A 19,491-nucleotide genomic window follows, 5' to 3' on the forward strand; every position below is an offset into this window, starting at 1 on the left:
CGTCGCAACCTCAAGTCCGACGGGTATTTGTGATGATAACCCCACTTCGCTGTACAGCCACACAACAATTAAATAATTTAGCCGCATTTTTTTGGGCCTATGCACAATGCGAATTATTTCTCCGCTCCATATAATGTATCTGGCGCTAACGAAGACATTTATGAAAATTGATTTTTTATTTATATAACACCAAATAAAAAATAGGTTATTGCATCTCATTCATAACGAATTTAAATGCGGCAACCTAAATAATGATTATAGAGGGTATAAAAATGAGTCTGGAAGCCGCTGTGACTGAAAAACGGACCCACGTCCGATATATAATATTATTGATTATCTTTATTGTGACTGCAATTAACTATGCTGACCGGGCAACATTGTCAATTGCAGGCACCGAAGTGGCAAAAGAATTGCAATTAGATGCTGTTGCAATGGGTTATATCTTCTCAGCCTTTGGTTGGGCTTACCTGCTAATGCAAATACCGGGTGGTTGGTTATTAGACCGCTACGGCTCCAAGCGGGTCTACACCTATAGCCTGTTCTTCTGGTCGTTATTTACCTTTACGCAAGGGTTTGTCGACATGTTCCCGATAGCGTATGCCGCTATCTCCATGTTTATCATGCGCTTTATGTTAGGTTTCTCTGAAGCCCCCTCTTTCCCGGCTAACGCCAGAATTGTCGCGGCCTGGTTTCCAACCAAAGAAAGAGGCACCGCTTCAGCCATTTTTAACTCTGCACAATACTTCTCTCTGGCCCTTTTCTCTCCGTTATTAGGTTATTTAACCTTTGCCTGGGGCTGGCAGCATGTATTTACTGTGATGGGCGGGCTAGGTTTCGTATTAACCATTGCCTGGGTTAAATTTATCCATAACCCGACCGATCACCCGGGTATGTCTGCATCTGAACTTGAATACATAAAACAAGGTGGTGCTGTTGTCGATATGGACCACAAGAAACCTGACGGTCATAAAAGCGGTCCTAAATTAGATTATCTGAAGCAATTATTGGCTAGCCGAATGATGTTAGGTGTCTTCTTTGGTCAATACTTTATTAATACCATTACCTGGTTCTTCCTAACCTGGTTCCCCATTTATTTAGTACAAGATAAAGGGATGTCTATTTTAAAAGTGGGGATGGTGGCCTCTATCCCGGCATTGTGCGGATTTGCCGGTGGTGTATTAGGTGGCGTATTCTCTGACTCACTCATTAAACGTGGTCACTCTCTGACTTTTGCCCGTAAAGTCCCTATCGTGTTAGGTATGTTATTGGCATCAAGCATTATTCTGTGTAACTACGTCGATAGTGACGTAGTGGTGGTCGCACTGATGGCATTGGCCTTCTTTGGTAAAGGTTTCGGTGCATTGGGCTGGCCAGTTATTGCTGATACCGCACCAAAAGAAATTGTTGGTTTATGTGGCGGATTATTTAACGTATTTGGTAACGTCGCCTCTATTGTCACACCGCTGGTTATCGGTTATCTGGTGAAAGAATTACACTCCTTTAATGCCGCATTAATCTTTGTTGGATGCTCTGCCATTATGGCTATGTTCTGCTACTTATTTGTTGTAGGCGATATCAAACGTCTGGAATTGAAAACATCTTAAGGGAATAACAATAGGTGCCTCTTATGGGGCACTTGTTGTTTGAAATATAGCGACAGGACACCTAATGAAAATAGTCATCGCACCAGACTCTTATAAAGAAAGTTTATCGGCAATAGCAGTAGCTCAGGCTATTGAACAAGGTTTTAGAGAAATATTCCCTTATGCTGAATACATCAAGATCCCCGTGGCTGATGGTGGTGAAGGCACTGTCGACGCCATGATCAGCGCAACCGGCGGCCAAAAAATCATGACTGATGTTACCGGGCCTCTGGGTAATAAAATCCAGGCTTTCTGGGGATTATCAGGTGATAGGAAGTCGGCTTTTATTGAGATGGCAGCGGCCAGCGGACTGGAATTGGTCCCTCCCGAATTGAGGAACCCGTTAAACACTACCTCCTACGGTACCGGTGAATTAATCCGTGCGGCGCTGCAAACAGGCGTGCGTCATATTATTATCGGTATCGGTGGCAGTGCCACCAACGATGGCGGTGCAGGTATGGTACAGGCGCTAGGAGCCAAATTGCGTAACGCCTACGGCGCAGAGATTGATTTTGGTGGCGGCAGTTTACATAACATTGCCTCGATAGATGTGTCGCAGCTGGACCCACGCCTTAAAGATTGCCGCATTGAAGTCGCTTGTGATGTGACCAATCCGCTGACCGGTGAGCAAGGTGCTTCCGCTATTTTTGGCCCACAGAAGGGGGCTACGGCCACAATGATTGTGATACTGGATAATAACCTGGTCCATTACGCGCAGATGGTTAAACAATATCTGGGAATAGACGTAGATAGGATACCCGGCGCGGGGGCCGCTGGCGGTATGGGGGCCGCATTGTTAGCATTTTGCGGTGCACAGTTGCGCCAGGGCGTGGAGATAGTCGCGGAAGCATTAGACCTGGAAACCTATATCAAAGACTGTCATTTCGTTCTGACCGGTGAAGGCCGGATAGACAGCCAAAGTATCAATGGCAAAGTCCCGGTCGGTGTCGCTCGATTAGCCAAAAAATACAATAAACCAGTGATTGGTATTGCCGGCAGCCTGGCTACCGATGCCAACATTGTTCATCAACATGGTGTTGATGCTATTTTCAGTATTATTTACCATATTTGTACACTTGACGATGCACTCTCTCAGGCAACTGAAAATATCAGAACTGCTTCTCGCAATATCGCCTCTGTTATTAATATTGGCATAGCCTCATTTGATATCAAAGCATCAGCATAATAAAAGCCCGCGTACCCCTTTTTAACATAGCCCTTTGTCGAAGGGCTTTTTTTATATGCGTTTTTAATGTCAAAGTATGTCGGCGATAAATGACCTTTTCGTGATAATGCTCACCTGCTTTTGGGCTTGCGAACAAAAATAGACATTAAACCCATTAGCATCTAGGTCATCCGCACAATGCCTTGCTCTTTTTAGCGGCGTATACTTATTTACAAGCTAGTGAGCATTATGTTTAAGACAAATAATGGCTGTATTGATAAAAATAACAGTTATGTTATCAACATAATTATCGTACCCAAAAAAAATTAAAGGGTATATAAGGGAAATATTATGAGCACTTGTAATAGTCCTGTAGACAACCCGCTTTATATTAAAGTACAGGACGCGGATAATGTTGCCATTGTGGTTAATAACAATGGCCTATGTGCTGGCACCCGGTTTAAATGTGGCCTTGAACTTATTGAGCATGTGCCACAAGGCCATAAAGTGGCTTTGGTCGATATTCCTAAAGGCGGCCCAATCATTCGTTATGCTGAGGTGATTGGTCTGGCAGTGCGGGATATCGCTCGCGGCGGCTGGATAGATGAATCGTTGGTTGAATTACCTGCCGCACCTGCACTGGAGACCTTACCCCTTGCCACCGCAGTCCCCGAGGCTCTGCCACCACTGGAAGGTTATACCTTTGAGGGCTATCGCAACGCTGACGGCAGTGTCGGGACCAAAAACCTACTCGCGATTACCACCAGCGTACATTGCGTCGCTGGCGTGGTGGATTATGTGGTCAATATCATTGAGCGCACCCTACTACCCAAATATCCCAATGTCGATGGCGTAGTTGCACTGAATCACTTATATGGCTGTGGAGTGGCAATCAATGCCCCAGCAGCGGTAGTGCCCATTCGCACTATTCATAACTTGGCCCTTAACCCCAATTTTGGTGGCGAAGTGATGGTCGTCGGTCTCGGTTGTGAAAAGCTCCAACCCGAGCGGCTGCTGGAAGGGACACCTGACGTGCAGGTTATCTCACTGGATGAAAGCAATATCGTGCGCTTGCAGGATGAGAAACACGTCGGCTTCCGTTCCATGGTCGATGACATTCTGCAAGTGGCGGAAAAGCACCTGCAACGCCTGAATATGCGCCAACGTGAAACCTGCCCGGCCTCTGAATTGGTGGTCGGTATGCAATGCGGTGGCAGTGACGCTTTTTCTGGCGTAACCGCCAACCCTGCGGTGGGCTATGCTTCGGACTTACTGGTGCGTTGCGGCGCAACAGTCATGTTCTCTGAAGTCACGGAAGTGCGTGATGCTATCCATCTGTTAACCCCGCGGGCGATTAACGAGGAGGTTGGCAGAAGGTTACTGGAAGAGATGAAATGGTACGACGACTATCTCGAAACCGGCAAAACCGATCGTAGCGCCAACCCTTCACCCGGGAATAAAAAGGGCGGATTGGCAAACGTCGTGGAAAAAGCACTCGGTTCCATTGCCAAATCCGGCCGCAGCGCCATTGTGGAAGTGCTTTCACCGGGGCAGCGCCCCACCAAGCGTGGGCTGATTTTTGCAGCCACCCCAGCCAGTGATTTTGTCTGCGGCACGCAACAGTTAGCATCTGGTATTACCGTTCAGGTATTTACCACCGGGCGCGGCACCCCTTATGGTCTGGCGGCAGTGCCGGTAATCAAAATGGCAACCCGCACTGATCTGGCTAACCGCTGGCATGACCTGATGGATATCGATGCCGGAACCATTGCGACAGGTGATGCCACTATTGAAGAGGTTGGTCAGCAATTATTTGAATTTATTCTGGATATTGCCAGTGACCGCAAACGGACGTGGTCCGATCAATGGGGGCTGCGCAATGCCTTGGCGGTGTTTAATCCGGCACCAGTGACCTAAGTATCAGTGAATCATCAGGCCGGGTGACACTCACTCGGCCTGCTCTTCTTGCTATCACATCTATCTCTACTCCTGCTCGCCCAATTGAAGCGCCACATACAGCAGCAAGCGATCATCAAAGTTCGCTAAATCTAAACCGGTCAGTTCGGAAATACGATTCAACCGATACTCCAGGGTATTGCGATGAATAAATAACGCTTTGGCAGTAGCCGTTGGCTGCACGTTATTACGGAACCAGCAGGCCAGAGTGCGCCGCAACAGACCGTTACTGTCCATCGCCCGTAATTTAGCCAGTGGTAAGGCTAATTCATTGGCCTGCCAGCCACCACGCAAACTATCAAGCAATACCGGTAACACCAAATCCTGATAGTAATAGCTGCGTTGCTCCGGCATCCGTTGCTTACCGACCGCCATGGTAGTACGAGCGGTACGGTATGAGCGCGCAATACTGCCCGGCCCGGTAAAGAAATTGCCAAGCGACAGGCGCACTCGCAAGCGGCCCCGCTCAGTCATGCGCGACAGCAAAGACTCCATACGCCGCCGGTGATCAATAGCATCCCAGCGGCCATGGCTATTTAGCGCCGGTTTAAGCACCACCATCTCAGTCAGTGAAACAATCGCAATCAGATTATTGCGCTCTGGCGTCGTCAACAGGGTTTGCAGCTCTTGTAATTCCGACATAGCACTGTCGACACTCAACTGGCCGCTGTCCACATCCACCACGGCTACGACCCGTGGTTCATTGATATCCACCCCAAGGCGCTGCGCCCATTCAATCAGTGCCGGTGATATCTCTTCGGTGCGGATCAAGTTCAATACCAACTCTTCACGCAGACGGCTATCCTGCGCCAGCAGATGCACCAACCGCGCCTGCTCCATCATCATCTCTGCTGCCATGCACACCAGTTCGCCATATTGACGTAGTTGCCCCGGGTTGCCGGTTAGGCCAATCACCCCCACGATTTCGCCCTCAAGGCGCAATGGCAGGTTGATCCCTGGCCTCACCCCGTGCAACTGGCGAGCAACAGCTTCATCGATATCGACAATCCGGCCATGAGACAGCGACAAGAGCGCCCCTTCATGCAGTTCGCCAAGGCGCTCTTCATCACCACTACCAATGATCCGCCCTTTACCATCCATCACATTAATATTGGTATCAATGATCTTCATGGTACGGGTAACAATATCCTGGGCTAGCCGGGGGTCAAGATTATATACACTCATGAATGGGCCTCAGTCTGGGCTGATGCACCAGCATATGAGGTCTGGAAGGGGAATACATTGGACAAACGCCCAATTCACACCACAAAGAAAGAGAGTTGAGGGACGGGTCACATAAATGGCAAGACCGGGGGCATGTTGCTGGCAAAGTTGAGCGCCAACGAGGAAATCAGGGCCAATCAATCGTTAGCCCTGATAGAGATTTACCGGTGGATGGTTATGACCAAAAGCGTGTTATTTACTTTCTTGCGCTGATTTACCGACAGCCATCCCCATCGCCAGCGTGGCGGCAATATTGCGTGCGGTCATAAACACATTGGCTGCCGCATTATCCAGTGCCTGCTCCAGAGTACAGATACTGTAGATCACGCTGAATACCGCATCCAGACCATGCTCATACACCACATCAACATCATCTGTCAGGCTACCGGCAATACCAATCACTGGCTTATTATAACGTTTGGCAACTCTCGCGACACCAATCGGCACTTTGCCGTGAATGGTTTGGCTATCAATGCGCCCTTCGCCGGTAATAACAAACGTCGCGTCCCTAACCAAAGCATCCAGACCAAGAGCATCGGTAACAATATCAATACCGGGGCTTAAGATTGCACCGCAAAACGCCAGTAATGCCGCGCCTAAACCACCCGCCGCGCCAGCGCCTTCAACCTGGTCAACATCAATATCAAGATAACGTTTAATGATACCTGCATAATGCTGCAAACCGTCATCCAGTTGGCTAACCATCTCAGGTGTCGCCCCTTTCTGCCGCCCAAAAATAGCCGATGCCCCTTCACTGCCAGTCAGTGGATTGGTGACATCACAAGCAACATCGATTTGGCACTGCTTAATCCGCGGATCCAGTCCTGAGATATCAATAACATCCAGTTCAGCCAGCTTCCCGCCGCCAAAACCAATCTGCTTACCCTGCTTATCCAGCAGTTTGACACCCAGCGCTTGCACCATGCCCGCACCGCCATCATTGGTGGCACTGCCACCGATGCCGATAATTATATGTTTGACCCCCTGATCCAGCGCATTACAAATCAATTCGCCGGTACCGTAGGAAGTGGTTTTCAGTGGGTTGCGCAGTTCTGGTGGAACCAGCTCTAGCCCGCTGGCGGCCGCCATTTCAATAAAAGCCGATTTTTCATCACCGGATATTCCGTAAAAAGCCGCAACTTCGTCACCTAACGGGCCGGTCACATTGACCTGAATAATCCGGCCAGTGGTGGCCGCGACCATGGCCTCAACGGTACCTTCACCACCATCCGCGACCGGCAATTTGATATATTGTGCATCGGGAAATTGAGTGCGAAAACCCGCTTCAATCTGCACCGCAACATCCAGCGCAGATAAGCTTTCTTTATAAGAGTCTGGGGCGATGACTATTTTCATAAATGATTCAATCTCATGAGCTATCCAATACCGCACAGGCTCCGACGTTATAAACCGGCCGCTCAGGATAACGGAATGCTTACCAGTATAGCCCTGTTACCCAGTAGCCCGGCACCCGCAGGCACCGGTGCCACCGATTAACGAGTGACTTCAACTTTAGCCAATTTCTCGTAATAACACGCCAATGCACTGTGGTCAGCGGTGCCCAAACCATCAGCTTTCAGCGCCTGCATCATCTCCATCACGGCTGCGGTCAGGGGCAACTGAGCACCGACGCCATGTGAGGTGTCGAGGGCATTAGCTAAGTCTTTGATATGTAGATCGATACGGAAGCCTGGTTTGAAGTTACGATCCATCACCATCGGTGCCTTGGCTTCCAACACGGTACTGCCTGCCAGACCACCACGGATCGCTTGGAATACCAGATCAGGGTTCACTCCCGCCTTAGTTGCCAGCACCAAGGCTTCAGACATCGCGGCAATATTCAGTGCGACAATCACCTGATTGGCCAGTTTAGTCACATTACCAGCACCAATATCACCAGTATGCACCACCGATCCCCCCATGGCTTTCATCACCTCGAAACAGCTCTCGAATACCGCTTTATCACCACCCACCATCACTGACAAGGTGCCATCGATAGCTTTTGGCTCACCACCACTGACTGGCGCGTCCAACATTGCAACCTGCTTTAGTGCCAGCGCTTCACTGATTTCACGGCTAACCAGCGGTGCAATCGAACTCATATCAATCAGCACAGAACCCGGTTTAGCACCTTCAATAACACCGTTTTCACCCAGTACCACTTCTTTTACATGAGGCGAATTAGGTAGCATGGTAATGATGATATCGCATTCTGCTGCCAGCGCTTTTGGTGTCGTTGCCGTACGCGCGCCAGCGGTGATCAATTCATCCAGCACCGCAGCATTACGATCGAGGACTGTTAATGAGTAGCCCGCTTTCAGCAGATTTTTACTCATTGGTTTTCCCATAATCCCTAAACCAATAAAGCCGATTTTCATTTATTACTCCTCAATTAAGTCGGAAGGCCGTCAACACGGCAGCACTAAACTGTCAAAACAGACTGATGGTTATTTTTTAAATTTGTCACATAACGCCTGAGTCGCGCTACGAAATACGCCCAAATCACTGCCAACAGCGACAAAGGTTGCGCCCCATTCGAGATAACGGTGGGCATCAACTTCAACTGGCGCCAAAATACCGCTCGGTTTACCCTGTGCTTTAGCGCGATCAAAAATATGACGAATCACTTTTTGTACTTCGGGATGATTGGGCTGCCCCAGATAACCCAGTGCCGCCGACAGATCGCCCGGTCCAACAAAAATACCGTCCACCCCATCAACGGCGGCGATAGCATCAATATTATCCACCCCTTGCTGGCTTTCGATTTGCACCAGTACGGTGATGTTGTCGTTGATGGTGGCAAAGTAGTCGGGTACGGTGCCGTAATTGTTACCGCGATGAGACACAGAAACCCCGCGGATCCCCGCCGGTGGATAACGGGTTGAGGCAACCGCACGTATGGCTTCTGCTTCGCTTTCAACAAACGGGATCAGGAAGTTATAAAAACCGATATCCAATAAGCGTTTTATAATGATGGGTTCATTACAGGGCGCACGTACAACCGGTGCGCTATTACTGCCTTTCAGCGCCATAAGTTGCGGAATAAACGTCGTAACATCGTTCGGCGCATGTTCACCGTCCAGAACCAACCAGTCAAAACCCGCCAGGCCCAGCACTTCGGCTGAAATATGATTTGCCAGTGCACTCCAGCAACCAATAAGGGTTTGCCCTTGTTGTAGGTTGCGGCGGAACTGATTAGGATAATTTTGCAGACTCATTTTCGATCCTTATAATTGAACGCCCGGATGGAACGACGGCTCGATGCAGGACGTGATGCAATTCAGGTTGCCAGCGCACACGGCAGTGGGTGTTAGTCGTTAATTTTGCGCCTGTTTTGTAAGATTTTTTCTATTTACGGTTCACGATGATCATTATAGAAACCCCGTTCCAATAAACCATCAGGCAAAAGAACAGGAATTATGAGTTATTCACCAATCGTTATAGGCAGATGCACAATAAAATGCGCCCTGCTTCACAGACTGCTAAATAGCAAAAATCGTGCGGTGATTTTGTCGTTATAAATTAACAAACAACTAAAGGGTAAAGAGTTAGAAAAATGTCGCCGTAGTAATGATAAGGTACAGAGTCTGCTGGCAGAAAATGTCCATACCTGCCGATGTCTATTAATCAGTACGCAGGGTATAGACTATTTGCACCATAGGCGGTGGTAAACCACACTTGCCAGATAAGAGGTTGGAGGAGAGCAACGTGCAACGTGAACAAGTTTTAAGCAGTGCGCTCAATCTATTGGAGCAGCAAGGACTGGCAAACACCACGCTGGAGATGCTGGCAAAAGAGGTGTCAGTTGAAGTCAGTGATCTGGCCCGTTTCTGGCCGGATCGTGAAGCTTTGTTGTATGACTGTCTGCGCTTTCATGGCCAGCAGATAGATACCTGGCGGCGACAATTGCAACTGGACGAGACCTTATCACCCAAACAAAAGTTACTGGCGCGTTACCAGACGCTAGGTGAGCAAGTGCAGAATCAGCGTTACCCCGGTTGCTTATTTATTGCTGCATGCAGTTTCTATCCCGATAATGAACACCCGATCCACCAGTTGGCTGAACAGCAGAAACAGGCCTCACTACTCTATACCCAAGAGCTGTTGCAAGAGATGGACGCTGATGATGCAGCTATGGTTGCACAACAGATGGAACTGATTCTGGAAGGTTGTTTGAGCAAACTGCTGGTTAAACGTCAACTCGTCGATGTTGAAATTGCCAAGCGCCTGGCTGAAGATGTATTGGAAGTCGCGCAATGCCGTAAAAATGGCGCACTGGGTTAAGTAATTTACCACTAAGTTTTATCGCTGCCCTGAGATAATTTCTGGTTCTTTTGTCTGAAAAGAGAGCAGTCAGTACAGTTTTAGTGGTTTTAAACCATAAATTCGTTGACGATCAGCGGCCAATACGGTTTAATGCGCCCCGTTGCCCGGATAGCTCAGTCGGTAGAGCAGGGGATTGAAAATCCCCGTGTCCTTGGTTCGATTCCGAGTCCGGGCACCACTATTTATAAGGCCTCGCTGCAAAGCGGGGCTTTTTCGTATCTGGATTCTGCTCTATTTCCGCTCCGACTCCCTATCCATTACTGACACGATTTCAATAGATTTCCCCCTGTAAGCATCCCGCGCAAACAAACTATTCAATTTTAGAGATCTTTCGACATATTGATGATTTGTGCGGCGGAGACACCTCTCTTCATGAGCAATGTCCTTATATTGTGGATGAGTTATTACCAGAATAGCCGTGTATTCGTTTTTTGAAGAGCAGCTCGGGGGTTAGCCAACCCATCCAAAATAATAAAAACAAAAAAGAGGTACTGCTTTCGCGCAAGGTGGCAGATTAATTTACTGTGGGGCAGGCACTTCTGGTCGCTTGGTGATGTTGGATGCGAGCGAATGCCCGCCAATTTATGGTACGCTGCGAGAAATGGTCGTAGGGCTGATCGCTGGCGGTAATACTGCTATTTTACAGGCAGTTGAAAATGCAGAAGATAGCCGCAAAATGGGTGAGCAATACCTGCATAACCTCAATTTTAATGCACATGATGTGTTAGTGGGCATTGCAGCAAGTGGCCGCACACCTTATGTATTGGGGGCTATGGCCTATGCACGCCATGTTGGCACTAGCGTAGTGGCTATTTCCTGTAATCAAAATAGTGAAATGAGTACAACCGACACTGTAAAACAGCCATTATGATGATCCTAAGTGGTATGTCTGCTGAGGAAGCTAGCGCTATCCTTAACAAAAATAAGGGATTTATCGGTAAAGCGCTACAGGAGATTAAAGTATAACTATGGCGAAAATAACCGGCACTACGATAGACCAAATTTTACTCTTCACGGGCGGGAGTAAAAATATCATTGTCTGCGGAAACTGCATGACAAGGCTCCGTCTCACCTTAAAAGACCGTCAACTGATACAACATGACGACCTGAAAAAAATCCCTGGAGTGATGGGGGTGGTGAACAGCGATGATCAACTGCAAATCATTCTCGGGCCGGGCAAAGCCCAGACCGCCAGCGAGATGATGAACAAGCTCCTGGGTTCTGAACCGCAGCAGGGACATGAAAGTGCTCAGGATGTTGATTTGCAGGTGCTAGCCAGCCAGACAAAACAGCAAATGAAAGCGAAACAAAAAAGCGCTGTTCATAGTTTTCTGGCCAAATTCGCCACCATTTTTACCCCACTCATTCCAGGGTTCATTGCCGCAGGATTACTATTGGGGATAGCAACATTACTCCAGCAGACACTGGCATTGGACGGCGTTATTCAGTCTCCATGGCTGGCGGCACTGATTGCATACATGAAAGTATTTAGCATCGGCTTGTTCACTTTCCTTAGCATTCTGATTGGCTTTAATACACAGCAAGCCTTTGGTGGGACGGGGGTCAACGGCGCAATTATCGCTTCGCTATTTATTTTACGCTATGTGCCGGAAGGTACCGTCGGCTACTACGGTGGCATGGAAAACTTCTTTGGTCTGGCAATTGATCCGCGCGGCAATATCATTGGGGTTCTGTTGGCCTGTATCTTGGGCGCATGGATTGAGCGACAGGTGCGCCGTTTTATCCCTGATAATCTAGATATGATCCTGACATCGGCGATAACGTTACTCGCTACAGGAGCAATCACTTTCGTTGTTATCATGCCAGTGGGTGGCGAGCTGTTTAAGGGGATGTCATGGCTGTTTATGCATTTGAATGGTAACCCGTTTGGTACTGCCATTCTGGCAGGGTTATTCCTGATTGCAGTAGTGTTTGGTATCCACCAAGGGTTTGTTCCGGTCTATTTCGCCTTAATGGATGCACAAGGATTTAACTCATTATTCCCTATTCTGGCCATGGCGGGTGCCGGTCAGGTGGGTGCGGCACTGGCACTTTATGCTCGTTCGCCAAAAGGTTCAGTCCTGCGGACACAGATTAAAGGGGCTATTTTCCCTGGGCTACTGGGGATCGGTGAGCCGCTTATTTATGGCGTAACGTTACCACGCCTGAAGCCTTTTATTACCGCATGTTTAGGCGGTGCTGTCGGCGGCTTCTTTATTGGCCTTGTTGCCTGGTTGGGATTACCGGTGGGCCTGAATACCGTGTTTGGCCCATCTGGCTTGGTATCTATTCCTCTGATGACATCAGCCCAAGGTATTTTCGCCGGGATGCTGGTGTATGTGGCTGGTCTGGTTATTTCGTATATTTCCGGGTTTATCCTGACGTGGCTTTTCGGGCATAAGGATGTCGATTTAAGTTGATCTCGTGCTAAACGGTTTGGCCCTGCCCGGCAGGGCCAGCTGAAATCTTTCCGTTATTTTTATTATTCTCATCCCCATATCAACCGAACTCACCTGTTCCTATCGACACCAAGTCTAGATGACCGACTCATCCAGCCAGAATGTTAGCAAGCCGCGACTGATGAGCGCCTTGTTGTAAGCTGTCCAATGGATGATATCGAACCTTTGTTTTGCCACGAGATACTGCAATATCATCAGAAATGTGGTGATCCAAACCTGATTAGGGCTAAAAGTTCGATTTATTCAACAAAGATCTTATTTTTATAACTCAGTTAGTTGACTGATAATTAAGTGCCTTCGCTAATTGAGAATCTGGTTTCGCCAGTTTATCTAAACGCTTTTCATCAATGCTGTTCAGCTGGCCTAAAGCTCTTGCCGTTTGACCTGAATGCCCTATCAGTTGCTGCTTGGGTACATTCACCATCAGGGTTGCGGCGTCTTCCAGAGCCTTGATATAGTCATCTTGCTTATGCAAATTATAACGTTTTAAATCCATCTTACTGCGTAATAGCTGTCCCCAATAAAACTCGAGGAAAGGTATTTCTTTATAAGGCTTACCCGTTTCAGGGTTAAGATTTTTATCAGACTTATCGTAAGATATACCGCGTAGATAATAGAGTATTGAGCGATATGGATCGTCCTGAAAAGCACTCGTGCCCAGGGTTGCAGGCAATTGAGAGAACGTAATTGGTTTCCCCTCGGCATCAATAGGGAGAAAATGTTTAAGTTCAGTCATCTGTTGTTCGAACTGAGCTTGAGTAAATAACGTTCCGTCGTTGTCACGGCTTATATTCTGCCCGACCAGTACGCTTAAGGTCACATCACCGCCACCACCGGGTGCATCCCAAAAGCTGTTAAATGCATGATGACCATCAGTCAGGTAAAGTTTCCCCATTGGTCCGATATCAACCGTGTTCATATCAGCTTTATTGGTTCCTATAGCCTGTTTACAGGTATATGAAGTGGGATCTTTCGGTGTTGATGACAGGCTATATTTAGCCAGTTTCCCTGCCCCTTGAACTTTACACAAATCGTTGAATAAGTGCTTTGAATCGCTAGCATAATCAGCCAAATCACCTGCAATCTGGAGCTTACCTACGGTTATTTGGGTCGGATGCAACTCACTGAGCTTAATTTGAATAACATCGCCGGGTTTAGTGAGTAAGTCGTTATGGGGAAGAGATTGTGCCGCGCACAAATTAACTGAATAGAGTATTAGTCCACAAAATAATAAAATAGAGGCCGAAAATAACTCGCTAGCCCATCTTACCTGGGTAGCTCCAGCCTGATATAAGTAATTTTTGCTCAAAGACACATTGAACTCCTCAAGTGGACATTAACATTTCCTACCAATTTCATTGGCATATTGATTAAGCGTAGAATATCTCCCCCCTCGCAGTAGCACGTACTGCGAACATTATCTGGCGTTTATGGCAGTTGATACCCTATTTGCAATACCAGCGTAGGTTCCAGAGGATAATAATACCCAGAAAATATCGACCATGAAATTAGCGTATCGATTAACCTGCCAGATAAAGAGATGCTCCAGTTTATCAGATGTTACATTGAAAGCCATATGCAATAAAACCATCATTTACACTGGTTTGTGATGCAGAAGTATTAGGTTCATAAAAGTCTCCATTTTGAGCCAAAGCAGGAGATCTACATGCAGCAACAATGGTTAATATAGTGATGAGTTTTTAATTATTCACTCTCTGATTACAATAAGGGACGTATAAACACGACGCTTTGCCCTATTGATGTGGTTAATCCATCTGTCAATCAATACAGGGGAACTTAAATAAACGCAGGTATAACTTAAAAATTTATAATTAACTATTCCAGCTAAAATAGCAATATAAATACATTGGAATTCCTGTTATTTTTGTAGGAAAATTCATTTTTTAGCAAATAATAGGAACTGGAGATAATGAGATCGGTGAGTGACGACTCGTTATTTTTCCAATCCTATAACTGTGTTAACATTTTAGTATTTCTTACTATTCAAATCCTCCACACAGCTGATGTTAATCATAACTATCACGTATAAAACTGTAGGCTATTTTAGTTTTAAATAAAGTTTAATCAAACTGTCTGTTTAATTGATACTGTTTAATGTGCAGCCTATGTGATCGCACGTTAGCACCATTAGATAACAGCGGATAGGTTAAATAACCTTAGTTATCGTGGTGAAAAGACACTAAATGGTTTCGAGCTGATTAAGTTTAATGGCTTTGGCTCTAACAGTGAGCTTTCAAAATGGCATGATCGTGGAGGGTGTTTATGATTACTCGCTGGTGCATAGTGTGGATGCTAATGCCGCTAAGTTGACAATATATTCGTAAATTAAAATAGGCTAGAGTGATTTTAACAGGGATTCATTATGAATGATCTCATGACTGATATACTAATCGGCATCTCTATATTTATCGCATCTATAGTTTCCTCATTTGTTTTTGTATTTTTAATAAGATAATTTACGTTTAAAATGACAAGTTGAGAGGACGTTAAGCATTGATGCTCAACAATGTCTATTTTCAGTTAGAAGACATTGTTCTTGGCTCACTCTCCTACAAAACTCAAATGGATAAGTGTTAAAATACGTCAACGCCAGAATATCCCCCCATTAGATACAAAAATAGGTTTCCCCTCGTAGATATGAAATGTTAATCATTTAGTTAAATAATACTAAAGAAATTTTCCATGTCATTTTACAAAAAAACAAATCAAGAAAATTCCTACAGCGATATGTATCATATCCTATATTTAACAAAATAAATTATAGCTATAATCACAGCATGATATAAAAACTCAATCATTAGTATGCCATATAATATTAAATACACTGTGGCGTAGCCTACACTCCATATTTACGAAAGTAAAAATGGTTATCGAGAACGATTCAATTACATTAAAAACACCAATAATATAACTACTTGTTAATAAACATATTTTTACTTAAAAAAATGAGAAATATAATATGCCTGCCTTTAAAAAAACTCTAATCGCTATTGCCTTTACATCAATAACAACGCCTGCTTTTTCCCAAATTATAGTAAATGGCACAACTGTAAATGCTCCTGATGGGACAGTAGTAGATACTGGCTTGATTAACGATTTTTCTGGGCATGCAGCAACGGTATCAAATGGTGGCGTATTAATTGCTGACGGTGATATCACATTAACGACTGGGGGTAATGCCGCTGATACTTTATATGCTTCTGGGGCAGGCTCACGTGTCGATTTTTTACACGGAAGTACATTAACCACTACAGGGACTGGCTCACACGGCGTGTATGCGCAAACTGGTGCCAGTGTTAACTTGGATGACGCAAATATTTCAGTTTCAGGGGCAAATGCCTCAGGCCTGTCACTGGTCTCTAATAGCCAAATTTCATTAAATAACAGTACCATTTCAGCAACAGGTGCCGGTGGCAAGGGTATAGCTGCTAATAATAGTTCAGTAATTATCAATAACTCTAGATTGACAACAACAGGTGCTTATCTTGGCTCAAGTGCCAGTGCTTTACAAATAGCAAATGGTTCACGAGGGAGCATGACCGGCTCATACGCCAGTACCGGTGGAGCCTCTGCCGCTGCGGTCTTCGTTGAAACAACAAATAGTGCAAATACTCAATTTGATATCATCGACAGTACCCTGGAAACATTCGGGGCGGGTACTGCGCTAGTCTCTTCTGAACTGAATGGTAATGGATCATCTTTAGCTACTGTCAGTGGAAATACGCAAATTATCACTCATCAGGCAACCGCAGTAAGTGCGAGAGGGCCAGGTGGTAAAATTGTTATTAACCCAGGAGCATCGGTTAAAACCCTCGGCGCTAATAATACTGCTATCCAGGCAGTTTTAGGCGGCCAGGCTGATATTACGGGTAGCACTATCAGTACAGCCAGTAATGGTGCAGTAGCCATGATGGCCAGTTCCGCGAGTTCTATTATTAGTCAGGGCAATAACATCAGTACGGTGGGTAATAATGCGTATGCTGTTCAGGCTAATGACAGTGGGACCACTGTTAATGTGACTAATACCAATATAGTTACTAGTGGTAATAACGCTGATGCAGTGAATAGTAACACACAAGCAATTGTGACTATGAATCAACAGAATGCCAATATACATAGTCAAAACGGCAAAGCATTTAATGCTCTTGGTGGCACCATCAATGCAGTCCTTGATAACAGTAGTGTTATTAACAATGGCATATTAATAAATGCAGATACCGATGCTAGCCTGGCGAACTTTGGTATCGTTAATGTTAATGCAAACGATATGGTTTTAAATGGTGATATCCAGTCAGGTTTAGGTAGCCAAGCTAATCTCAGCATTAACAATACACAATGGAATGGTCTTGCACGTAATGGCGGCCAGGTGAATATTGATAGTCGCGCCATGTGGAATATGATGGCAAGTTCTGACGTCGCTGAGCTGACTAACGCCGGGACAATTAATTTCTCCAATCCTATTGCAGGCGACGTATTAACTGTCCATGGTGACTATATTGGTAATAACGGTAACTTATTGTTTAATACTGAATTAAATGACGACAACTCCATAACGGATAAAATGATCGTCGAAGGTAACACTTCAGGGAACACCTTCGTCAGCGTGACTAACGCGGGTGGCACTGGCGCGACAACGTTAAACGGTATTGAATTGATTCAGGTTAATGGCTTATCTGACGGTGAGTTTATTCAAAAGGATCGTATCGTTGCCGGTGCTTATGATTATTCATTGATGCGCGGTTCTGATGCTAATGCCAATAACTGGTATCTGACTAATGCTGTTATTCCTACGCCACCTTCAGACCCAACAGTTCCATCTGCTATGACTGAGCGTCCAGAAGCTGGCGGCTATACTGCCAACTTAGCCTCGGCTAATAATATGTTTGTCACTCGTTTGCATGATCGTTTGGGCGAAACTCAGTATATCGACGCACTGACTGGCGAACAGAAAGTAACCAGTATGTGGTTGCGTAACGAGGGTGGGCATAACCGTTTCCGTGATTCTCAAGATCAACTGAGCACACAGGCTAACCGTTATGTGCTGCAATTAGGCGGAGATATTGCTCAGTGGAGCAATAACGACATGGACCGTTTCCATCTGGGCGTTATGGCTGGGTATGGTAACAGCAAAAGCACCACCATCTCACAAGTGTCCGGTTACAACGCTAAAGGGTCAACTGACGGTTACAGCGCCGGTGTCTACGGGACCTGGTATGCCAACGAGGCCGATAAGTCCGGCTTATATGTCGACAGTTGGGCGCAATACAGCTGGTTCAACAACACCGTTGACGGTCAAGATTTGAATACTGAAGAATATAAGTCTAAGGGGATAACTGCCTCGGTTGAGAGTGGTTATACCTTCAAAATCGGTGAAAATGCCGCTAAAAATGCCACCTACTTTATCCAGCCTAAAGCGCAGGTGACCTGGATGGGTGTGAAAGCTGACGACCATAAAGAAGCTAACGGCACGAATGTCTCTGGTGAAGGTGATGGCAATATTCAGACCCGTCTGGGTGTGAAAGCCTTTATGAATGGCTATAGCAGCCAGGATAAAGGTAAAGACCGAGTATTTCAGCCATTTGTAGAAGCAAACTGGATCCATAATACCAAAGACTTTGGTGTCACTATGGATAACGTGACAGTGAAGCAAGATGGGGCCGCCAATATCGGTGAATTAAAAGTGGGTGTTGAAGGCCAAATCAATAAAAAAGTTAACCTGTGGGGTAATGTTGCCCAGCAAATCGGCAACAAAGGTTACAGTGATACCGCTGTAATGCTAGGTGTGAAATATAATTTCTAATCTAGATTTCTATATTAGATATAAGTAAATAAAAATCAGATGATTATGGCCTGCTACAAATAGCTGAAATCTTAAGTTCTAATAAACTTAGCTATCACTTTTTCTGGCAGGCTAATTGACTTTCCCTTTAGATAGCCGCTGTTTCCAGCGAAGCATTATTGGGGGAAGGCATGGCGATTTTTGGCCTTTAGCAATGATGTTCACTACGGCTATATTTATCTTTCCGAGAGTATCATCAGTAAATACATCACTATTTCGCAGTGGATTTTCTTATTTTCATTCATTAGTTAAAAATAAAAGGAATTATTATATGAACTATTTTATCCTCAGTCAGTGCGGGCTTATGTCTTTCTCTTTCAAAATACTATTGAATGATGTGCTATACCAACATTCAGAAGACTCAGTAATAAGGGTTTACCGTTCTATTCCCTCACTGATAAAAAATATAGATGGGAAACTCAAGCTGATACTACTTGACATTACTGGATTCAAACATAGTGAAGTTCATGATCTATTAATTAAAATAAAGTCATCCCACAATGTAGGGATTATTTTATTTTGTGACAACTACTCTGACCTGTCTAACCTCCCTAATATATATCATGCAGTCATATACAGAAAAAGTAATATGCCTTACATCAAAAAAACAATAGGGACAATATGTCACAACCGCTATGGCGGTCATTTCATACCTCTTGATGACGATAATCTTGTTAAAAATAAATTAACTAAACGAGAAAATGAAACATTACAATGTATTATATCAGGTTTAAATTCTGTTCAGATTTCAAAAAGGTTATCACTCAGTTATAAAACCGTCAGTGGCTATCGTCGTAGTATCTGTAGAAAATATGGCATTAACAATTTAAATGTTTATTATTTAATAATATAGAGAAG

At 45.5% G+C, this 19,491-nt stretch carries 13 protein-coding genes, 1 tRNA gene and 1 pseudogene; 9 read left to right on the plus strand and 6 right to left on the minus strand.

Annotated features, from left to right (window positions below; all coding sequences use genetic code 11):
- Positions 1–272 precede the first annotated feature (272 nt).
- From V1955_RS20120 to garD, 3 genes are all read left to right on the plus strand, one after another.
- A complete protein-coding gene (locus tag V1955_RS20120) occupies positions 273–1,604 on the plus strand; it encodes an MFS transporter (protein WP_005187385.1) in 1,332 nt (443 codons plus the stop codon).
- 64 nt (positions 1,605–1,668) lie between these two features.
- The gene (locus V1955_RS20125) at positions 1,669–2,829 is read left to right on the plus strand and encodes a glycerate kinase (protein WP_442821323.1); all 1,161 of its coding nucleotides are present in this window, start codon (positions 1,669–1,671) and stop codon (positions 2,827–2,829) included.
- A 330-nt stretch (positions 2,830–3,159) separates the two neighbouring features.
- Positions 3,160–4,725 (plus strand): galactarate dehydratase, encoded by a 1,566-nt coding sequence (gene garD / locus V1955_RS20130; RefSeq protein ID WP_372568565.1) that lies wholly within the window; start codon positions 3,160–3,162, stop codon positions 4,723–4,725.
- Positions 4,726–4,791: 66 nt separating this feature from the next.
- On the opposite strand, the gene V1955_RS20135 is transcribed toward garD, so the two are convergent.
- The 4 genes from V1955_RS20135 to garL form a co-directional block, all read right to left on the minus strand.
- Positions 4,792–5,949 carry a CdaR family transcriptional regulator gene (locus tag V1955_RS20135; RefSeq protein WP_019211377.1) on the minus strand — a complete coding sequence of 386 codons (1,158 nt, stop codon included), beginning with the start codon at positions 5,947–5,949 and terminating at the stop codon, positions 4,792–4,794.
- Between the two features lie 231 nt (positions 5,950–6,180).
- Positions 6,181–7,344 (minus strand): glycerate kinase, encoded by a 1,164-nt coding sequence (locus V1955_RS20140; RefSeq protein ID WP_420073538.1) that lies wholly within the window; start codon positions 7,342–7,344, stop codon positions 6,181–6,183.
- A gap of 137 nt (positions 7,345–7,481) precedes the next feature.
- Positions 7,482–8,366 carry a 2-hydroxy-3-oxopropionate reductase gene (garR, locus tag V1955_RS20145; RefSeq protein WP_083161028.1) on the minus strand — a complete coding sequence of 295 codons (885 nt, stop codon included), beginning with the start codon at positions 8,364–8,366 and terminating at the stop codon, positions 7,482–7,484.
- 69 nt (positions 8,367–8,435) lie between these two features.
- A complete protein-coding gene (gene garL / locus V1955_RS20150; protein ID WP_442821324.1) occupies positions 8,436–9,206 on the minus strand; it encodes a 2-dehydro-3-deoxyglucarate aldolase in 771 nt (256 codons plus the stop codon).
- Positions 9,207–9,696: 490 nt separating this feature from the next.
- Between garL and V1955_RS20155 the strand changes: the two genes are divergently transcribed.
- From V1955_RS20155 to murP, 4 genes and pseudogenes are all read left to right on the plus strand, one after another.
- Entirely contained in the window at positions 9,697–10,272 is a 576-nt protein-coding gene (locus tag V1955_RS20155; protein ID WP_083161032.1) for a transcriptional regulator, read from the plus strand.
- A gap of 144 nt (positions 10,273–10,416) precedes the next feature.
- A tRNA-Phe gene (locus tag V1955_RS20160) sits at positions 10,417–10,492 on the plus strand.
- Positions 10,493–10,807: 315 nt separating this feature from the next.
- A pseudogene (locus tag V1955_RS20165) lies at positions 10,808–11,280 on the plus strand (N-acetylmuramic acid 6-phosphate etherase); the annotation flags it as partial.
- A 2-nt stretch (positions 11,281–11,282) separates the two neighbouring features.
- Positions 11,283–12,734, plus strand: a complete 1,452-nt coding sequence (gene murP / locus V1955_RS20170; protein ID WP_083161034.1) for a PTS N-acetylmuramic acid transporter subunit IIBC — start codon at positions 11,283–11,285, stop codon at positions 12,732–12,734.
- A gap of 307 nt (positions 12,735–13,041) precedes the next feature.
- Here murP and V1955_RS20175 read toward each other — a convergent pair whose 3' ends face one another.
- Positions 13,042–14,088, minus strand: coding sequence for a ParB-like protein (locus V1955_RS20175; protein ID WP_442821325.1), 1,047 nt, complete (start codon positions 14,086–14,088; stop codon positions 13,042–13,044).
- Between the two features lie 1,643 nt (positions 14,089–15,731).
- Complete coding sequence (locus V1955_RS20180; RefSeq protein WP_442821326.1) at positions 15,732–16,247, minus strand: hypothetical protein; 516 nt, start codon at positions 16,245–16,247, stop codon at positions 15,732–15,734.
- Positions 16,248–16,329: 82 nt separating this feature from the next.
- On the opposite strand from V1955_RS20180, the gene V1955_RS20185 reads away from it, so the two are divergent.
- On the plus strand, positions 16,330–18,594 hold the full coding sequence (locus V1955_RS20185; RefSeq protein WP_442821327.1) for an autotransporter outer membrane beta-barrel domain-containing protein: 2,265 nt from the start codon (positions 16,330–16,332) through the stop codon (positions 18,592–18,594).
- Positions 18,595–18,904: 310 nt separating this feature from the next.
- Positions 18,905–19,486, plus strand: coding sequence for a helix-turn-helix transcriptional regulator (locus V1955_RS20190; protein ID WP_442821328.1), 582 nt, complete (start codon positions 18,905–18,907; stop codon positions 19,484–19,486).
- Positions 19,487–19,491: the final 5 nt, after the last annotated feature.

The organism is Yersinia sp. 2545 StPb PI (assembly GCF_052217125.1).
In the GTDB taxonomy this organism is placed as follows: Bacteria; Pseudomonadota; Gammaproteobacteria; order Enterobacterales; family Enterobacteriaceae; genus Yersinia; species Yersinia enterocolitica_E.